The sequence below is a fragment of the Pseudomonas sp. TE3552 genome, assembly GCF_056278945.1.
Genome location: NZ_JBWBQJ010000001.1, coordinates 2,828,928 through 2,846,581, shown reverse-complemented (window position 1 = coordinate 2,846,581; position 17,654 = coordinate 2,828,928). Strand labels below are relative to the sequence as shown.

Here is a 17,654-nt window from a genome sequence, read left to right as displayed (position 1 = left end):
AGGGAGCGCCCCAGGCCGATATCGTTGAACGGATAATGTCGGCCGAGTAGGGCGTCACCGAGCACGCAGCTGGCCGCGTGTGCGGGCGGTGCTGTCAGTGCACCGGTGTAAAAATGGGCTCGCTCTTGTCCTTCAGCAGCACGACCAGAAACTTGGCGGGCTTGGTGAGGCTGGCGTTGCGCCCGACCGTGTGGATGTCGTCCGGGCCTTCGTAGAAGGTCTGGCCAGGTGTCAGCGTGACGGATTCGCCGCCGCGCACACCCATCACAATCGAACCCTCCAGCACATAGATGAATCCGTGTGCATTGTGCCGATGCACGGGATCTCCTCCACCCGGTGGAAACTCCACGGTGATCATCACCGCTTCCTTGCCGGGATAATCCGCCAGCGCTTTGGTCATCAGCGGTGTCACCTGTGCCTGTGGCAGTGCTTCCTGTGCGCCGGCGGTGCCGGTGGTCAACAGAAGCCCTAGGGCGAAGGTTCTGAAAATGGACATGGCGTGTTCCTCGTTGTCGATTCGGTAAGGGTTAATGCCGGTCAGTTACTGTGGCGAGGGGGCTTGTCGGAACGCCGCACCGCCCCGTTGGGCTGCGAAGCCGCCCCAAAATCTCTGATGTATCAAAAAACTTGTGAGTGCTGCGCACTCAAACGGGGCGATGCGGCGTTCCGACAAGCCCCCTCGCCACACCCGGTCAGGACAGGCCGGACTTGTCTACGCCGAATGCCTTGTCGTACGAGCCGGGCACGACCTGGAAGCCCACGTTGATGCGATTCCAGGCATTGATCGACATCACCAGGAAGGTCAGGTCGGACAATTCCTTCTCGGACAGTTGTGTGCGAACACGCTCATAGACCTCATCAGGTACGCCATGGGCGGGAATCTGGGTGAGGATTTCGGTCCATGCCAAGGCCGCGCGTTCGCGTGGGCTGAACAGCGTTGACTCACGCCAGATGGCGACATGGTGGATCCTGAGCGGCCGCTCGCCATGGATCGTGGCTTCCTTCACGTGCATGTCCACGCAGAAGGCGCAGCCGTTGAGTTGCGATGCCCTGATATCCACGAGATCGCGCAGCGACTCCTCGATGGCGCATTGCTTGAAGGCAAGGCTGAACTCGACGAACTTCTTGAACAGCTCGGGGGATTGCTTCTGGTAATCGATGCGCTGAGTCATGGTGAATCCTCTGTGTGAGAAGTACGTAGGTGGAGACTCGATGGCGTCCTGCCTGGCTAGTTGGCTAGCTGGCTGGCGCGGTCCTTAAGCCGAGGTGCGGCTGAGCCAGTTCAGGAAGCGCGTCGGACCGATGTGCGCGTCGTCGCCCGCGACCAGGGATCGATCATTCAACTCATCGCCGAAGTAGCGCGCATGCACGTCGGCGATGACCTGCCGTTTGTCGTGGTGCGCGGCAAGAAACTTGCGCGCCAGTTCGTCGAGAGGGAAACGATCAGGTCCGCCCACTTCGACGATGCCATTGACCGGTGCCCCGACCGCGAGATCGGCCAGCACCGCCGAGACGTCATCCGCTGCGATGGGCTGGATAAGGGCGGGCGAAAGGCGAATCGTGTCGCCGTCGGCACCCGAGTTGACAATGCCTTCGATGAACTCGAAGAACTGCGTCGAGCGCAGGATGGTGTAGGGGATCTTCGACGCCTTGATCAGCTCTTCCTGGGCGACTTTTGCCCGGAAGTAACCGCTTTGCGGAAGACGATCGGGGCCTACGACAGAGAGCGCGACATGGTGCTCTACGCCAGCGACAGCTTCGGCTGCAAGCAGGTTTCGACCGGACGTTTGAAAGAATTCCATGACGGCCCGGTCTTCAAACGAGGGAGAGTTCGCCACATCGACGACGACCTGAGCACCGGCAAGCGCTTCGGCCAGCCCCTCACCAGTGAGGGTGTTCACGCCCGTGCGTGGCGAGGCCGCCACCGTCTCATGTCCATTGAGACGTAACCTGCTGACAATGTTCGACCCGATCAGTCCGCTACCGCCAATAACGACAATTTTCATGTCCCGCTCCTCGGTTGGGTGTCGATCAAATTCGTTGCAGTGATCGATGTAGGGAGCATGCTCGCCAGCCGGGCGCAATACTTTGCCGAAGCCTTGGGTTTCCATTGAATTTGGCTTGGCTATTTGTCCAGGAACCCGTGTTATAAATCACCTCGCCCGGCCACCAATCGTCGGCCGGTAACCACGGGCATGTGCCCGGCGCGTGAGTACGGGACAGGAGCCCTGAATGCTATTGGTGTTTGATGACTGCGTGCTCGACCTGGACCGGCGAGAACTCCTTCGGGCCTCCCAGGTCGTTGCCACTGCGCCCCAGGTTTTCGACCTGCTGGTCTACCTGGCGCAGAACCGCGAGCACGTCGTCAGCAAGGACGATCTGATCAATGCGATATGGACCGGCCGAATCGTCTCGGAGTCGACCCTGGCCAGCCACATCAATGCGGTGCGCAAGGCGGTCGGCGATAACGGTCAGCAGCAGTGTGTGATTCGGACGGTGGCCCGCAAGGGATTCCGGTTCGTCGCCGACGTCAAGTCGGTGGAGGGCGTTGGCCTTCCCGGCACCGAGCCCACCCCCTCGGTCCAGGCTTCTGCACCCGAGCCGGCCCTGCCTGCCAAACCGTCCATCGCGGTCTTGCCGTTCGTGAACTTGAGCGGGGACGAGGAGCAGGACTACCTGGCCGACGGCGTGGTAGGGGACATCATCGCGGCGCTGTCGCAGTATCGCTGGCTGTTTGTCGTCGCGCGCAACTCGAGCTTTACCTACAAGACCCGTACGGTGGACGTGAAACAAATCGGTCGCGAATTGGGCGTTCGCTATGTGCTGGAGGGCAGTTGGCGCAAAGCCAATAATCGTGTGCGCATCACGGCCCAGCTGATTGATGCGACAACCGGGGCCCACCATTGGGCGGGCCGTTTCGAAGGTGTGCTGGGAGACATTTTCGAACTGCAGGACCAGATTACCGAAAGCGTGGTCGGCGCGATCGCGCCACAGCTTGAGCGCGCGGAGATCGAACGTGCGAGGTACAAGCCCACCGAAAGCCTCGACGCCTACGATTATTATCTGCGTGCAATGGCCAATCTTCATCATGGCACCAGGGAGGCCATCGACCAGGCGCTGCCGCTCTTCCATAAGGCCATAGAATTCGACCCGGATTTTGCATCGGCCTATGCGATGGCGGCCTGGTGTCATAGTTGGCGCAAAGCCAATCGCTGGATGACTGATCGCCCACGGGAGGTCGCGGAGGGTATTCGACTCGCTCGCCGAGCGGTGGAGTTGGACAAGGGCGATGCGGTCGCTCTCACCAGAAGCGGCCATACGCTTGGCTATCTTGCTGGCGACCTCCGGGGTGGCATCGCATTGCTGGACAAGGCACTCATGCTCAATCCGAACCTCGCAGCAGCGTGGTTCCTCGGCGCGTTCCTCAGGCTCTGGCACGGCGAAACCGATGCAGCCATCGAGTACTTTACGCACGCCATGCGCTTCAGCCCCCTCGACCCGGAGCTGTATCGAATGCAAGCCGGAATGGCGGTTGCGCATCTCTTCGTGGGGCGCTTTGATGCGGCATCGTCATGGGCGGAGAAAGCACTTCGGGACTTGCCAGGTTTTCTGTTGGCCGTCGCCATTCTCGCTGCGAGCCATGCGCTGGCCGGACGGATGGCCGAAGCGCGCTATGCGATGGACCATTTGCGTAAACTCGATCCTACGTTGCGCCTGTGCAATATCTCTGATTGGCTACCGATCCACCGGCCGGAGAATCTCGCCACGTTGGTGGACGGTCTACGCAGAGCGGGGCTGCCGGAATAAAGGAGAAATCATTCAAATGTTATCGAGAGCATTGAGTGTTGCAGTGGCAACTCCGGGCTTTGCTCTCGATTCAGATCTGATTTATACAACAAGGCCACATGAAAAATTAAAATGAAAATATTGTTCATCGCTTCGCTAGGGTTTTTATCGCTAATTCAAACATCACTATCCTTCGCGGATAATGTCAATGGGAAAAATCTCTATTTACAGAGATGTGCCATGTGCCACGGAACAGATCTCGAAGGAACAGGACCATTGGCTAATAAAAGCAATCCTCCTACACCTGACCTTACGACATCCGCTTTCAAAAAACGGCTAAATGATTATCCGGGCGTTATTGTATCGTCGATAATACTTCGTCCAAATGGAGACTTGATTCCAAAAACGTTGCGAGAGAATGGTGTAAAGCTATCGCCGCACTCTTGGAGTGTTAAGGATCTGCGCGATTTAAATCAATACATGAGTGGTGTGATTTCAAAAAGTCGATGATTTTGAGATGAGCGGTGGGCACAGAAATCCAAGCGCCATTTCAGGGTTGGAGCAACCCACTGGATGGCCAGATCAAGCAGACTCCACTTACCTCGCCTAAGCTAGAAAGGAACAAGGGTGAAGGCGTAGCTTTCATCCAGCGTACGGACACACCTTCACCACGCAAAGGAAGCGATGAATATTTTTGTGATGCTCCAGCCGCTGTTCGACATGCTGAAGTGGCTGCTGCCATTGTTGGTCCTGGTCATCATCATCAAGACACCCTGGTTCTAGGGCTGGTTCGGTGAGCTGTTGGTGCGGACATTCGCCCACTTTCAAGACCGGGCGATCCAGCAGCAGTGCCTCAAGGCCCGGACACAACACTATTTTTGTCGATGATAAAGACCCGCTGCGTCACGGCTTTCAGCTGGCATGATCGTGCGTGCGGGAATGCTTTTTTTTACTTGCGGCGATTTGCGTTACGCTTGATCAATGCACCAGTTCGTTAACGTAACCGAGTGGGTCCAATATTGATCGAACGACGCCAATTTAGCGGAGGCATGAAGGGGAAAAATCTTCGCTATCTGAATGAGAACCCCAGCGAGCCTGCTCGAATGGTACGAGCAGGCTTTTTGCTGCTCGAGCATTTCTCGCTGCCTGCATTCACGCAAGCGCTGGATACGATTGTCACCGCGAATCTTCTACGCCCCGGGTTGTTCTCTTCGCGGACGTTCGGCTTGAATGACGGGGAGGTCATCAGCGACCTGGGCCTGGTCATTCGACCGGATGCGCGCATCGATTCTTCAGCCATTCAAAACCTGGACCTGCTGGTTATTTGCGGTGGCTACAGGACAGAGCTGAAGGCGACCGAGGAATTCATCAGCCTGTTGCGAATGGCGGCAGACCTGGGTGTCAGCCTGGCCGGGTTGTGGAATGGCGCATGGTTCCTGGGTAGCGCAGGCTTGCTCGATGGATACCGTTGCGCCATTCACCCCGAACATCGTCCGGCACTCGCGGAAATTTCCAAGGCGACGCATGTCACCAGTGAACCCTATGTCATCGATCGAGACCGGCTCACGGCTTCCAGTCCCTCTGGGGCATTCCACATGGCGCTGGACTGGATCAAGGGACTGCACGATAAGGCACTGGTCGAGGGTATCGAGGACATTCTGGCGTTCGAAGAGTCTCGCTACCGGCGGATAAAGCCGGCTGAAAACATTTGTGTGAGCGCGCCATTAAGAGAAGTGGTCAAGCTGATGGACGCCAACCTCGAAGAGCCTCTGGAGTTGGAACAACTGGCGGTCTACGCTGGCCGTTCCCGGCGACAACTCGAGCGCTTGTTCAAGGAACAGCTTGGCACAACGCCGCAGCGCTATTACATGGAGCTGCGCATCACCGAGGCGCGGCGGTTGCTCCAACATACAGAACTGTCCCAGGTCGATGTGCTGGTGGCCTGTGGCTTTGTTTCGCCCAGCCATTTCAGCAAGTGCTATAGCTCGTATTTTGGATACCGGCCTTCCAAGGAAAAACGGCTGGTGAAGTAAAAGGTATCGACGATTTTCTCGGGAACAATCACGGATCTGGCGATTGGCTCTAGATAGAACTGGGTAACCTGTCCTGTTCGGCCTGGCACGCCAGCCATGTGCAGAACAGGTCCAGTATCTTGCTGCGCAATTAGCTTGCGTGTCCCAAAACAGCTCCACAACTCAGCACACCGTTGCAAGTTCAGCAGTGACAGAGTTGCGCAAGATGGGGGCCGTGGGGGGCGCTGTTCACAAAAGTGGCGGCACATGCACCCCCGTTTGAATCATCCCAACTCTCGCTAAGGAGATATCGCATGAGTACATTCACGACCCGAGATGGCACCGAGATTTACTACAAGGATTGGGGCACCGGTCAGCCGATCGTCTTTAGCCACGGCTGGCCGTTGAACGCCGACAGTTGGGAGTCGCAGATGATCTTCCTGGCCTCCCAAGGCTACCGGGTCATCGCCCATGACCGCCGTGGCCACGGTCGTTCGAGCCAGCCATGGTTCGGCAACGAAATGGACACCTACGCCGATGACCTGGCGCAGCTGATCGAGCATCTGGATTTGCAGAACGCCGTGCTGTTCGGTTTCTCTACCGGCGGTGGCGAAGTGGCGCGTTACATCGGTCGCCACGGCACCGCTCGCGTGGCCAAGGCCGGGCTGATTTCCTCGGTGCCGCCGCAGATGCTCAAGACCGAGGCCAACCCTGGCGGCCTGCCAATGGAAGTGTTCGACGGTATTCGTCAGGCGTCTTTGGTCGACCGTTCGCAGCTGTACAAGGATCTGGCCAGCGGTCCGTTCTTCGGCTTCAACCGGCCGGGCGCCAAACCTTCGCAAGGTATGATCGATTGGTTCTGGCTGCAGGGCATGATGTCCGGCCACAAGAACGCGTACGACTGCATCAAGGCGTTTTCTGAAACTGACTTCACCGAAGACTTGAAGAAGTTCGACGTGCCGACCCTGGTGGTGCATGGCGACGATGACCAGGTGGTGCCGATCGAGGCCGCTGGCATCGCTGCGGCGAAACTGGTCAAGGGCTCTACATTGAAAGTCTATCCGGGAGCGCCCCACGGCCTGACCGACACCCACAAGGATCAACTCAACGCTGACCTGCTCGCGTTCCTCAAAGGTTGATGTACCCAGGCGCGGACGCAGATCCGCGCCGGTTTGCTCGATCCCTTGGGAGCGAGCTGCTCGCGAAACACCTGAACGTCGTCGGTTCCTTATCTGACATGACAACTCAGCACACCCTTGCAAGTGGAGGGGCAACGCAGCCGGGCAAGATCGGTGCTGTGGGCGGGCCATGGTGGCCCGCTGCTCTCGACTCAATCAACGGTGGACAGATGAAACATCCCTTACAGGCGGCGCTCAGTGCACTCGGCCTGACATTGGCGCTGACCTCGGCCAGCGCATTGGCGCAGGCACCCGCACAAGTCGGAACGCAAGTACCCGGTTATTTCCGCTTGGCGCTGGGCGATTATGAAGTGACCGCGTTGTTCGACGGCTATAACGACCTGTCGCCGAAACTCTTGAAAGGCTTGAGCCAGAGTCAGATCCGCGCCCAGTTGGCGCGTCGTTCGATCGAAACACCAGGCGTGCAGAAATAGTCGCGCCAAGGTGTTCAGTGCCGCGGCGGCCAGCAAGACCTGGGTGACGGCGGCGCATCTGCCGTTCCCGGGCATTGGCCACATCAGCGCCGAGGGCAAGCACTTCCAGTGGGTTCCAGTGGAGTACGGACCGTACAAACGAGCGGCGAACGTGCCGCTGATCGAGTAAAGCCCGTTGCCCCGGCCTGAAACAGTGTTCTGGATTCAGTGCCGGGGTTGAATCGCCATCTCGACAGCAGTCAACAGCGCGTCGCCGCTGAAGGGTTTGCGCAGACATTCGATGGCGCCGTAATGGCTGGATTCAGTCCGTGTCGCTTGATCCCAGTATGCCGACATGCATATCACCGGAAACTTTCTGTCTAGCAGTGCAAGCGCTTGCAGGACCTCTATTCCCGAAAGACCCTTCATTTTCAGATCCAGCAGCAGACAGGCGACGTCATCGAAGTTTTCGAGAGCCAGGAATTCCTCTCCCGAGGCGAATACCCGAGAGCGGTAGCCAGCCGACCGGAGCAGGTTGGCCAGGCTTTTGCGCACGGACGCATCGTCGTCCACGATGCAGACGATGATCATGGCATTGGTGGACAATCCGGGGGCGGCGCAGCCAGTGCCGATAGTCATGAAGACCCCTGCATGACTGACGCAGGCTCCGTGCTGATCAAACCATACAGGCTGACCAGACTGACCAGCGAGCGCGTCTGCATCTTCTCCATGATGTGTTTGCGGTGGACCTTGGCGGTGACTTCACTGGTGCCTAACCGGTTGGCGATATGCTTGTTGGACAGCCCCGCGACGATCAGCGGCAGCACTTCGCGCTCACGGGGTGTCAACAGGGCGGCCCTTTGACGAACGCTCTGAATACGTTGCCATTGCTCGAACGCCGTCGCTGCACGCTGACGGGTGGTACGCAGGATGTCCAGCAACTGGTCGTCATTAAAAGGTTTGGTCAGGAATTCCACCGCTCCCGCTTTCATGGCTTGCACCGACATTGGGATGGTGCCGAAACCGGTCATGAAAATGACCGGCCACGGATGCCCGCGTTGTCCGAGCGTCGATTGCAGTTCCAGTCCTGTCGCCTCGGGCAGGCTTATGTCCAGCAACAGGCAAGCGGGGCCGATGTCGAGGGCAGCGCCAAGCAACTCCTCCGCCGAGGCGAATATCTGATGCGCGATGCCTTCCGCCCGCAGCAATCGGCTGAGCGCTGTGCGCACGGAGGCTTCATCGTCCACGATGAACACCGGCACACTGTCAGGATCGATCGTCTCCTGATCTTTGGACGCCAAGGGGCCCGGAACCATCGGATGGAACAGGGGCAGGGGTGGTTCACGTTCTTTCAATAATCGGTAACCTCGGCGCGGGACCGTCTGGATAAGTTGTTTTTCTCCAAGCAACTTGCGCAGTGAAGAAATCTGCACCTGCAGATTATTTTCTTCAACGATGGTGTCGGGCCAGACCTGGGTGATCAATTCGTCTTTACTGACGATCCGGCCATCGGCCTGCATCAGCACCGAGAGGATTTCGAACGCTCGGCCCCCGACACGCAATGGCCGTCCATCACGAAAGGCTTCGCGCCGTTCCAGGGAAATAGTGGCTTCGCCGAGTCGGATCATGCGTTCCTCTGCACTGCGTTGGGGAAAAGTGACGGGGAAGCGTCGAATCATCAGGTCTACACGCTAGGGGACGGCCCGACATATTGCAATTATCCCGAGGGATAACACGCGTGATTTTCAGGTGCGAAAACCACCGGCAGTGGAGTCTCTCAACAGCCATCATGGTGCCGATTACGGACAAGATCCTTCGCCCGCAGTTATCTGGGCAGAGCGGTGCGTGTACTCTCGAGGCTCAGCCTGAAACGAATCTTTAGCGGTGATTTTTCATGCCCGGCAGCGCTCCCTCATCATCCAGCTCCCACAAACTTGAAGTCGTCCACGATGAAGCCTGGCTGGAGCGTTGTACCTTCGCAATGCTGCGCCGGGAAAACGATCTGACCTGGTTCACGCTTCAGGACCTGCAATCGGGGACATGCTGGATCGCCGCCCGGGCACCGATTCAGCGGCCTGCCACATGCCAGCGGCTGGAGCGCGATTTTCACCTGTGCCTGGATCCGGCCTGGGCGATTGCCCCTATCGCATTCATCCGCTCGGCCGAGGGCCCCTTGTTGCTCTATCCCTCGTCGCAGACGCCGCTGATGGATCTGATCAGTGATACCGGGCTGCCACTGGGGCGCTTTCTGGCCATCGCCGTCGCGGCGGCCAATGCGCTTTCCTGTGCGCAGAAAGTGGGCGTGCGACATGCCAGTCTGCAACCCCACCACCTGATGGTGGATGCTGCCAATTCGGTCAAGCTCCTGGGTTTTCACAGCCATTGTGGGGAGGCGCCCGTCGCTGAATTGCCTGGCCTGGAACAATGGCCGTATCTGGCCCCCGAGCAGCTACGGCGCGATGACGCCAGTTTTGACGCGCGCAGTGATGTCTACGCTCTGTCGACGATTCTTTATCAAGCGCTGACCGGCAACCTGCCGCTCACTGCCCGAGACCCATCCCAATGGCTGCACGTGCAAGCTGCCGTCCAACCGGAATCACCGGTGATACATGTCGCTGATCTGCCGGAAGGTATCTGCCGAGTGCTGCTCAAAGGCTTGGCGAAAGAGCCGGGTGCCCGCTATCAGAGCGCCGCATCGATGGCTGCGGATCTGGCCTGGTGCCAACAGCAATGGCAGGAGCATGAGCGCATCGACGCGTTTCGGCTGGGCGCTTTCGATGCATTGCCTTCCGTGGCTCGCGGCGGTGCTCTGTTCGGTCGAGAGACCGAGCGCGTGCAGCTGATTGAACTGTTGCATCAGGTACGCAGCGATGGCGTCGCTCGGGTCCTGCTGGTCGGCGGCGCGCCGGGCGCCGGCAAGTCGACGCTGATCCATCAGGGTATCCGCCCCCTGGCGCCCGGCTACTGGGCAAGCGGCAAAAGCAATCTGCTGCAGCAGGAAATTCCCTACGCACCATTATCGGAAATTATCAGATCGCTAATGACCCAGTTGCTGGGCAAGCCAGCTTTGGAGCTGGAGACTCTTGGTGAGCAACTGGTCGAACGGCTAAAGGGGCGAGGCAGGGTCCTGGTGGAGCTGGCGCCCGAGGCTGAGCTGGTCATCGGTGTCACGCCTGAGCTGCCGAACATGCCGGCCCGGCATGCGCTCGATCGCGCCAACCGCACCCTGCTCGATGTACTGGAAGTCTTCGCTCAGCCAGGAAGACCCTTGGTGCTGTTTGTGGATGATGTGCAGTGGGCGGACGATTCGACCCTCTCGTTCCTTCAGGCCTTCGTCGAACGGCGGCCCAGGCATCTGGTCCTCTTCCTGGCATACCGCGAGGCCGAGTCGCAGACTCTCGAGCGTGAGGGCGGATTGCTCGAGGTACTCGGCCGTGAGCAATCGGTGCCCTGTACACGCGTCATGCTGGGTCCATTGTCGGTGTCCGCGGTCGCAGAACTGATCGCCGCTGAACTGGACACTGACACCGCGGGTATTGAAGCGCTCGCACACGTCGTGCACTACAAGACGGCCGGCAACCCGCTTTTCGTGAGCCAGGTGTTGCGGGCGTTGATCGATGAGCGTCTGGTGCGCTTTGACGCGCAGAGTCGCCGCTGGGTCTGGAGCCAGGGGGAGGTGGACGGTTATCGCTATGCGGACAATGTCGCCGACTTGATGGTGCAGCGACTCGAACGGCTGTCTTCGATGGAGCGCGAGGTGATGCGCACGGCCGGATATATCGGTGGGCGCTGTGACGAATCGCTGCTGCACCAGCTAGTGCCGTGTGATCCAGAACAGATCACACGCGATGTGCAAAGCCTGGTCGATACGGGATTTCTGCTGCGCGAGCGCGAGCAACTGGTGTTTCCCCACGACCGTGTACTAGAGGCAGCCTGCCAGCTTCCTGCACAATCGGGACGCGCTGCCGAGCATGCCCGTATCGCCAGCGCCATGTTGGATCAGTGGGGCGAGCAGATACATGAGCGTGTTTTCGAAGTTGCCAGCCAGGTCCAGCGTATTGATGTCGATACACTGGAGGCACATCGCCGTGCCGCGTTCGTTGAACTGTTGGTCGAAGCCGCCGAACGCGCCAGGGACACTGCCGCCGTCGAGCAGGCCGTGGGTTTTCTGCGCACTGCCGAGAATTTGCTCGGCCAGACGGGTTGGTCCAGCCTCTACACCCAAGCGTTCGCCACCCAATGGCTGGCTGCCGAGTGCGACATGCTCCTGGCCGATCTGGCCGGCGCCCAACGACGCCTCGACGATTGCCTGACCCACGCCACCACAGTACTCGACCGCGCGAAGACCTATCGGTTACGGGCCACCTTGCGCACGCTGCACTCCGATTACGAGGGCGCGATAACCGAGGCCCTGAGCGGTCTGACCCTGTTGGACATTCCCCTGCAGCGCAAACCCTCGCAAGAACAGCTGACCTTGGCGTTTTTCCAGGTGCGCGCACTCGTCGGTACACGTCAGATCGCTGATCTGGTGCATTTACCCAAAGCGAATGACCCGCCTGTCGAAGCAGCCATGGAGTTGCTCAGCACGCTGATTTCCTCGTTCTTCGTCAACGACGATATTCGTTTGCTGCATCTGGCGAAAATGGTCGAACTCACGCTGATGCATGGCACCACGCCGAGCTGCGGTTATGGGTTTGCCTGGTTTGGCGTAATGATTGCCGAGCGCTATGGGGAATATGTGGACGGCCTGGCCTATGCCGAAGTGGCCCTTGAACTCACCAACAAGCATGGCTATGAAGCAGGGCGCACAGGTACGTTGGTAGCGCTCGATCAGGTCTGCCCGTGGACCCGGCCGATGGCCTACGCCCGACAGACAGCTTTCGCTGCATTCGAATGTGGCCAGGCTGGCGGCGACCTCGGCATGTCCTGCTATGCCTGCAACCACATCGGCTCCGACCTGCTGTTCATGGGCGAACCCTTGCAAGAGGTGTTGAGCCAACTGGATCAGGGCCTGGCCTGGGTACGTCAATTCCATTACATCGACATCGAGCGCATCCTGCTGGCGCAACAGGCATTCGCTACCGATCTGCGAGAAGGGCGTACGCACCGGCCGTTGTCCGAACTGGACGGCACGGAATATGACAGGTTCGGCCCCATCGATCGCCGTAGCGTGTCACAAACGACCCTGTTCTGTTCGTGGCTGTATTCCGGCATGTCGGCATTTCACTTCGGTGATATCCCTTACGCATTGCGACGTTTTGAAGAAGCCGCGGTGCTGGCCTGGTCCATTCCGGCGCATATCAATCTCGCCGATTACTACCTGTTCTACAGTCTGGCGCTGGGCAGTGCGCAGGCGCCCGGCGAGGTGGTCGAAAAGCTGCAAAAGCTCGAGCAGCAACGTCAGCGGTTTCTGTCATGGGTTGAGCTCAACCCGACGACCTTTCGCAGCAAACTGCTGCTGATCGAAGGGGTGATTGCCCGTTTGCGCGGTCAGGAACTGGTGGCCATTCGTTGCTTCGATCAGTCGCAGATCGCCGCGGCGGCGGCCGGTTTCATTCATGAGCAGGCGCTGGCCCACGAACAACTGGCCGATATCTGCTTACCTAACGGACTGGTGTCCGGCGCCAACCACCATCTGCGCGTCGCGCGAGACTGCTACAACCTGTGGGGCGCCGGTGGCAAGGCACGTCAGCTGGAGACCTTGCATCCGTTTCTGAGGGCTGAGCAGTCGTTCGAGTCGGCCCGGCCCGTGACCCAGGTCCGGCTCGATCTTGAAGTAGGGATTGAGGCGGCGCGTGCGCTTTCGCAAGAAGTGCTGCTCGACCGTCTGGTCGAAACCTTGATGAATCACCTTATGATTCAGGCCGGTGCCGACAATGGCGTTCTGATGATCGCCAGCGGTGCCGAACTGCAACTGGCAGCGACGGCTTCTGTCGAGGCCGGCAACGTGCGAGTCGCACTGGACGCCCGGCAACCGCTCGAACAGTTGGCGCCGGCCTCGGTACTCAACGCGACCATGCGCACCCGCATACCTCTGGTGATTGATGATGCCCGGGCTGATTGTCCCGAGGCCTACAGCGCCGATCTGCAACGGCGCCAGACGCGCTCCATGTTGTGCCTGCCGTTACTCAAACAGAATATGTTGATCGGTCTGGTCTATCTGGAGAACAGTCTCGTCCCCCATCTGTTCAGCGCCGAGCGCCTGACCATGTTGGAAATTCTCGCCTCCCAGGCTGCCGTGTCACTGCAAACCGCCCAGCTGTATGCACGGCTGGTCGAGGACAACCAGCTGCGCGCGCAGATGGAAGCGGACTTGCGTAGCTCCCGGGCTGAACTGGCGCGTAGCTCGCACCTCAAGGTCATGGGGGAGCTTTCGGCTTCGATTGCCCATGAAATCAGCCAGCCGCTGCTGGGCATTTTGTCCAACGCCTCGGCCAGCCTGCGCTGGCTCAAGCGTGATCAGCCCGATCTGGAAGAAGCCATTCAAGGGCTCGAAGACATTCGCTCGGACAGCGCCCGCGCCGCCGACATTGTCCAGGCCCTTCGCGCACTTGCCAAACAGGCGCCATTGCAACGGTTGCCGGTGCAGATCGATAACTTGATCACTGACGTCTTGCGTCTGACCGCCACCGACCTGGCCAAGCGTAACGTGCGACTGGAAACACGGCTCGATGCACAATGCCTGGTATTGGCCGATGCAGTGCAGATCCAGCAGGTAGTGTTCAACCTGATCACCAATGCGCTGGAAGCTATCGCCGGAGCCGCAATTACAAATGGGTGCCTCATCATCAGCTCAGCGGTCAAGGACGATCATGTTCATGTCTGCTTTCAGGACAACGGGCCGGGGATTGGGGCACAAAAGCGCGAGCAGATCTTCGATGCGTTCTACACCACCAAAGGCAGTGGTATGGGCATGGGGTTGGCCATCTGCAGGTCAGTGATCGGTGCGCACGGCGGGACGCTCGAAATACAGGACAGCGAGCAAGGCGCACGGATCTGTTTCAGTCTTGCGCTCGCACCGGCCAACGCCGGATAAAAAATGGTCGCGTGAGCGACCAAAGGGCAGGAGTTCGTTCTGTCGACGTCGATCAGATCATGCTCGCAGCTCCTGCACGCTAGCCTGCCGCAGGCCGTCGACCGCGTTATCGCGGATTCGCCGGTTAAGCATGTGTAGATCAATCGCCGGGGTCTGGGGAGCAGAGGGCGCGATGGCATGATCAAAGGCTCGCCGCCATGCCTTGGGTGTCATACCCTCCAGGCGGCTGAAGGTGCGGGTGAAATGTGAGTGGTCCGCGAAACCGCACTCATAGACCACATCGGTGATCGGTATCGAGGTGATTAGCAGGCTTTTGGCTTTTTCGATTTTCATCCTCACTAGCCAGTTTTGCGGCGAGTAGCCGGTAACCTTTTTGAACGCCCGGGAAAAATGGCTGCGGGACAGGTTGCAGTGTTCGGCAATCTCACTGATGCGAACACAGCTGCCCATGCCACGCAGCATCAGTTCCTTGGCGCGGCGTTCCTGCCAGCCGGACAGGGCACCCAATGGTCGCACAAGGGCGCATGGAGGGTTTGTATTCACCGATTGTGGGTTCATGGTTGCTCTCCTGATCGTTCAGGAAAGTCTGTCCGCCGGTGACATTTAAAGTCCTTAAGCAAACCTTAAGAGTTCTGAAATCCAGTGCCTGTTGCAGTGTGTTCTTCCATGCGTACCGTTCAGCTCTGCACGGCCGGCAACTATTGCTTGAAGTAATAGTGACCATTACGAAACACAAGTTCTGCTTTGTCGGCAATCGTCGCAAAATCGCCTCCATCGAACACACGGTTCCAGAAATTTGCGCGATGTGACGCAGTTCCGTTGCGGGATGAACCGAACCTTTTATTTCCAGGATGAAACCGATGCGCCCTTTATTCGTGCCTGCCATGGCGTTTGCCTCTTTGTTGCTCGCCGGTTGTGCCTCCGCGCCGAACGATCCGAGCCTGACCTTGCAGACCAACAAGACCCCAGCCCAATACGCCGACTGCGTCGTACCGAAATTGCAGGGCAGTGCGTTGAACCCGACTGTCTCGCAGACCCAGCGCAGCTACCGGATTGTGGTGCCGAGCAAAGTCTCTGCGGACAATGTGCTGGAAGCCTACAAGGCCGGGAACGGCGGCAAGGTGTTCATCTACGAGCGGCATTTGCTGGCCTCGAACTTCCTGCCTTCGAGTTTTGAACGCGCCGCACAGGATTGCATCTGACTCCGCCCGTAAACGCTTTTCATCGAGCTCCTTTGGTTGGCCGCAACCAACCAATTCTTTGCCCCGCACCGCATTCGGTCGCGGGGCTTTTTTTGTCGGTCTCCATGGCTCTGGTCGCAGGGATTTGACATGCGCGGCGTTGCTCGACAGAGTTGCGCCCCGATCCGGCCAAGGTGCCGGACGTTCGTGGTGAAAAGGGGCTGGGGTTGAACGAACAGACATTGTCCATGCGCCTGGAGCGTGTGGCGGCGCATGTGCCAGCAGGTGCGCGCCTGGCCGATATCGGCTCGGATCATGGCTACCTGCCGGTGGCGTTGATGCGCCGTGGCGCCATCGCGGCGGCGGTGGCCGGCGAAGTGGCATTGACGCCATTTTGCGCGGCCGAACGCACCGTGCGCGAGAACGGCCAAGACCAGCGGATCACCGTGCGCCTGGCCGATGGTCTGGCGGCGATCGAGCCGGCAGATGAGATCTCGGCAATCAGCATTTGCGGCATGGGCGGCGAGACCATCCGTGACATTCTCGACCGCGGCAAGGCGCGTCTGAGTGGCCAGGAACGCCTGATCCTGCAGCCCAACGGCGGCGAGCAGCCACTGCGCCAATGGCTGATGGAAAATGGTTACCGCATCCTTTGCGAAGAGGTGCTGCGGGAAAACCGCTTCGACTACGAGATCATCGTCGCCGAGCGCGCCGGGCCGGTGAAATACACCGCTGAGGAGTTGTACTTCGGCCCGCTGCAAATGCAGGCACGCAGTCCGGCATTCCTGGTCAAGTGGCAGCGTATTCTGCGCCTGAAGCAGCGGACCCTGACCCACTTCACCCGGGCGCGGCAGGCCGTGCCCGAGGAGAAGGTGCAAGACGTTGCCCGGCAGGTTCGGTGGATCAGCGAGCTGCTGGCCGTTACTTAGAACGAGCCATTGTTGTGACGGTGCTTTTATCGGAGGCAGTGCCAGATCGCTTCATAGGTGATCCGCATCAATCACAGCTTTGGCGAACGCCTGCGGATCTTCCTGCGGCAAGTTATGGCCGATGCCGCCGCTGATCAGCCGGAACTCGTATTTGCCGGTGAAACGCTTGGCGTAGTCTTCGGGGGCAGGGTGCGGTGCGCCGTTGGCATCGCCTTCAAGGGTGATGGTCGGCACACTAATGGAAGGCGCCGTGGCCAATTTCTGCTCTAGAGCTTCGTATTGAGTCTCGCCTTGAACCAGGCCCAGGCGCCAGCGGTAGTTGAACACGGTAATGTCGACATGGTCCGGGTTCTCCAGAGCCTTGGCGCTGCGGTCGAAAGTGGCATCATCGAACGCCCATTTCGGCGACGCCAGTTGCCATATCAACTTGGCAAAGTCGTGGGTGTTTTTCTCATACCCTGCGCGACCGCGGTCAGTGGCGAAGTAAAACTGATACCACCACTGCAATTCAGCCTTGGGCGGCAGCGGGTTCTTGCCGACTGCCTGGTTACCGATCAGATAGCCGCTGACCGATACCAGTGCCTTGACCCGTTCTGGCCACAGCGCCGAAACGATGTCAGCCGAACGCGCGCCCCAATCATAGCCACCGAGCACGGCTTGTTTGATCTTCAGCGCATCCATAAAGTCGATGACGTCACTCGCCAGCGCGGCGGGTTGGCCATTGCGAACGGTATTCCCGGACAGAAAATGCGTATCACCGTAGCCACGCGCATACGGCATCAGCACTCGATAACCCTTTGCTGCAAGCAAGGGTGCGACTTCGTCATAACTGTGAATGTCGTACGGCCAGCCATGCAGAAGAATCACCACCGCTCCATCCGCCGGCCCCGTTTCGGCGTACGCCACCCTAAGCTGTCCGGCGTTGACATACTTCAGCGGGCCGAACGGGGAGGGTGCCGCTTGAGTGGCACCGGCATTGATCGCGGCGGGTTGCGCGGCGGCAGTCGTTTGCGCGTGGGCCGCACCGAAAATGCCAAACAGGGTGAGCGCAAGAATCGACGAGCCGACCAGACGGCGGCGAGTCTTGCCGGTTTTGTTGTTCTGCAGTGCCATCTTCAT

At 59.2% G+C, this 17,654-nt stretch carries 14 protein-coding genes and 1 pseudogene; 8 read left to right on the top strand and 7 right to left on the bottom strand.

What is annotated here, in order from left to right; all coding sequences use genetic code 11:
- Nucleotides 1-94 precede the first annotated feature (94 nt).
- The 3 genes from ACZ9BB_RS12610 to ACZ9BB_RS12600 form a co-directional block, all read right to left on the bottom strand.
- Nucleotides 95-496 carry a cupin domain-containing protein gene (locus ACZ9BB_RS12610; RefSeq protein ID WP_476214066.1) on the bottom strand — a complete coding sequence of 134 codons (402 nt, stop codon included), beginning with the start codon at nt 494-496 and terminating at the stop codon, nt 95-97.
- A 196-nt stretch (nt 497-692) separates the two neighbouring features.
- The gene (locus ACZ9BB_RS12605; RefSeq protein ID WP_476214065.1) at nt 693-1,172 is read right to left on the bottom strand and encodes a carboxymuconolactone decarboxylase family protein; all 480 of its coding nucleotides are present in this window, start codon (nt 1,170-1,172) and stop codon (nt 693-695) included.
- Between the two features lie 84 nt (nt 1,173-1,256).
- Nucleotides 1,257-2,006 carry an SDR family oxidoreductase gene (locus tag ACZ9BB_RS12600; RefSeq protein ID WP_476214064.1) on the bottom strand — a complete coding sequence of 250 codons (750 nt, stop codon included), beginning with the start codon at nt 2,004-2,006 and terminating at the stop codon, nt 1,257-1,259.
- Between the two features lie 226 nt (nt 2,007-2,232).
- Here ACZ9BB_RS12600 and ACZ9BB_RS12595 point away from each other — a divergent pair, with 226 nt between their 5' ends.
- The 5 genes and pseudogenes from ACZ9BB_RS12595 to ACZ9BB_RS12575 all read left to right on the top strand — a co-directional run bounded on the left by ACZ9BB_RS12595 (nt 2,233) and on the right by ACZ9BB_RS12575 (nt 7,579).
- Complete coding sequence (locus tag ACZ9BB_RS12595; protein WP_476214063.1) at nt 2,233-3,807, top strand: winged helix-turn-helix domain-containing tetratricopeptide repeat protein; 1,575 nt, start codon at nt 2,233-2,235, stop codon at nt 3,805-3,807.
- A 111-nt stretch (nt 3,808-3,918) separates the two neighbouring features.
- The gene (locus ACZ9BB_RS12590) at nt 3,919-4,296 is read left to right on the top strand and encodes a c-type cytochrome (RefSeq protein ID WP_476214062.1); all 378 of its coding nucleotides are present in this window, start codon (nt 3,919-3,921) and stop codon (nt 4,294-4,296) included.
- Between the two features lie 509 nt (nt 4,297-4,805).
- The gene (locus ACZ9BB_RS12585; protein ID WP_476214061.1) at nt 4,806-5,819 is read left to right on the top strand and encodes a GlxA family transcriptional regulator; all 1,014 of its coding nucleotides are present in this window, start codon (nt 4,806-4,808) and stop codon (nt 5,817-5,819) included.
- Between the two features lie 293 nt (nt 5,820-6,112).
- A complete protein-coding gene (locus ACZ9BB_RS12580) occupies nt 6,113-6,937 on the top strand; it encodes an alpha/beta fold hydrolase (protein ID WP_476214060.1) in 825 nt (274 codons plus the stop codon).
- A gap of 209 nt (nt 6,938-7,146) precedes the next feature.
- Nucleotides 7,147-7,579, top strand: a pseudogene (locus tag ACZ9BB_RS12575) (hypothetical protein).
- A gap of 35 nt (nt 7,580-7,614) precedes the next feature.
- Here ACZ9BB_RS12575 and ACZ9BB_RS12570 read toward each other — a convergent pair.
- Nucleotides 7,615-7,980 (bottom strand): response regulator transcription factor, encoded by a 366-nt coding sequence (locus tag ACZ9BB_RS12570; protein WP_476218295.1) that lies wholly within the window; start codon nt 7,978-7,980, stop codon nt 7,615-7,617.
- Between the two features lie 44 nt (nt 7,981-8,024).
- Nucleotides 8,025-9,017 carry a response regulator gene (locus tag ACZ9BB_RS12565; RefSeq protein WP_476214059.1) on the bottom strand — a complete coding sequence of 331 codons (993 nt, stop codon included), beginning with the start codon at nt 9,015-9,017 and terminating at the stop codon, nt 8,025-8,027.
- Between the two features lie 353 nt (nt 9,018-9,370).
- Here ACZ9BB_RS12565 and ACZ9BB_RS12560 point away from each other — a divergent pair, with 353 nt between their 5' ends.
- Nucleotides 9,371-14,425: a trifunctional serine/threonine-protein kinase/ATP-binding protein/sensor histidine kinase gene (locus ACZ9BB_RS12560; RefSeq protein ID WP_476218293.1), complete on the top strand. Its 5,055-nt coding sequence runs from the start codon at nt 9,371-9,373 to the stop codon at nt 14,423-14,425.
- A 57-nt stretch (nt 14,426-14,482) separates the two neighbouring features.
- Here ACZ9BB_RS12560 and ACZ9BB_RS12555 read toward each other — a convergent pair whose 3' ends face one another.
- Complete coding sequence (locus ACZ9BB_RS12555) at nt 14,483-14,983, bottom strand: helix-turn-helix domain-containing protein (protein WP_476214058.1); 501 nt, start codon at nt 14,981-14,983, stop codon at nt 14,483-14,485.
- 302 nt (nt 14,984-15,285) lie between these two features.
- On the opposite strand from ACZ9BB_RS12555, the gene ACZ9BB_RS12550 reads away from it, so the two are divergent.
- Nucleotides 15,286-15,627, top strand: a complete 342-nt coding sequence (locus ACZ9BB_RS12550; protein WP_476214057.1) for a hypothetical protein — start codon at nt 15,286-15,288, stop codon at nt 15,625-15,627.
- A 206-nt stretch (nt 15,628-15,833) separates the two neighbouring features.
- On the top strand, nt 15,834-16,535 hold the full coding sequence (locus ACZ9BB_RS12545; RefSeq protein WP_476214056.1) for a tRNA (adenine(22)-N(1))-methyltransferase: 702 nt from the start codon (nt 15,834-15,836) through the stop codon (nt 16,533-16,535).
- 51 nt (nt 16,536-16,586) lie between these two features.
- Here ACZ9BB_RS12545 and ACZ9BB_RS12540 read toward each other — a convergent pair whose 3' ends face one another.
- Nucleotides 16,587-17,654 (bottom strand): alpha/beta fold hydrolase, encoded by a 1,068-nt coding sequence (locus ACZ9BB_RS12540; protein WP_476214055.1) that lies wholly within the window; start codon nt 17,652-17,654, stop codon nt 16,587-16,589.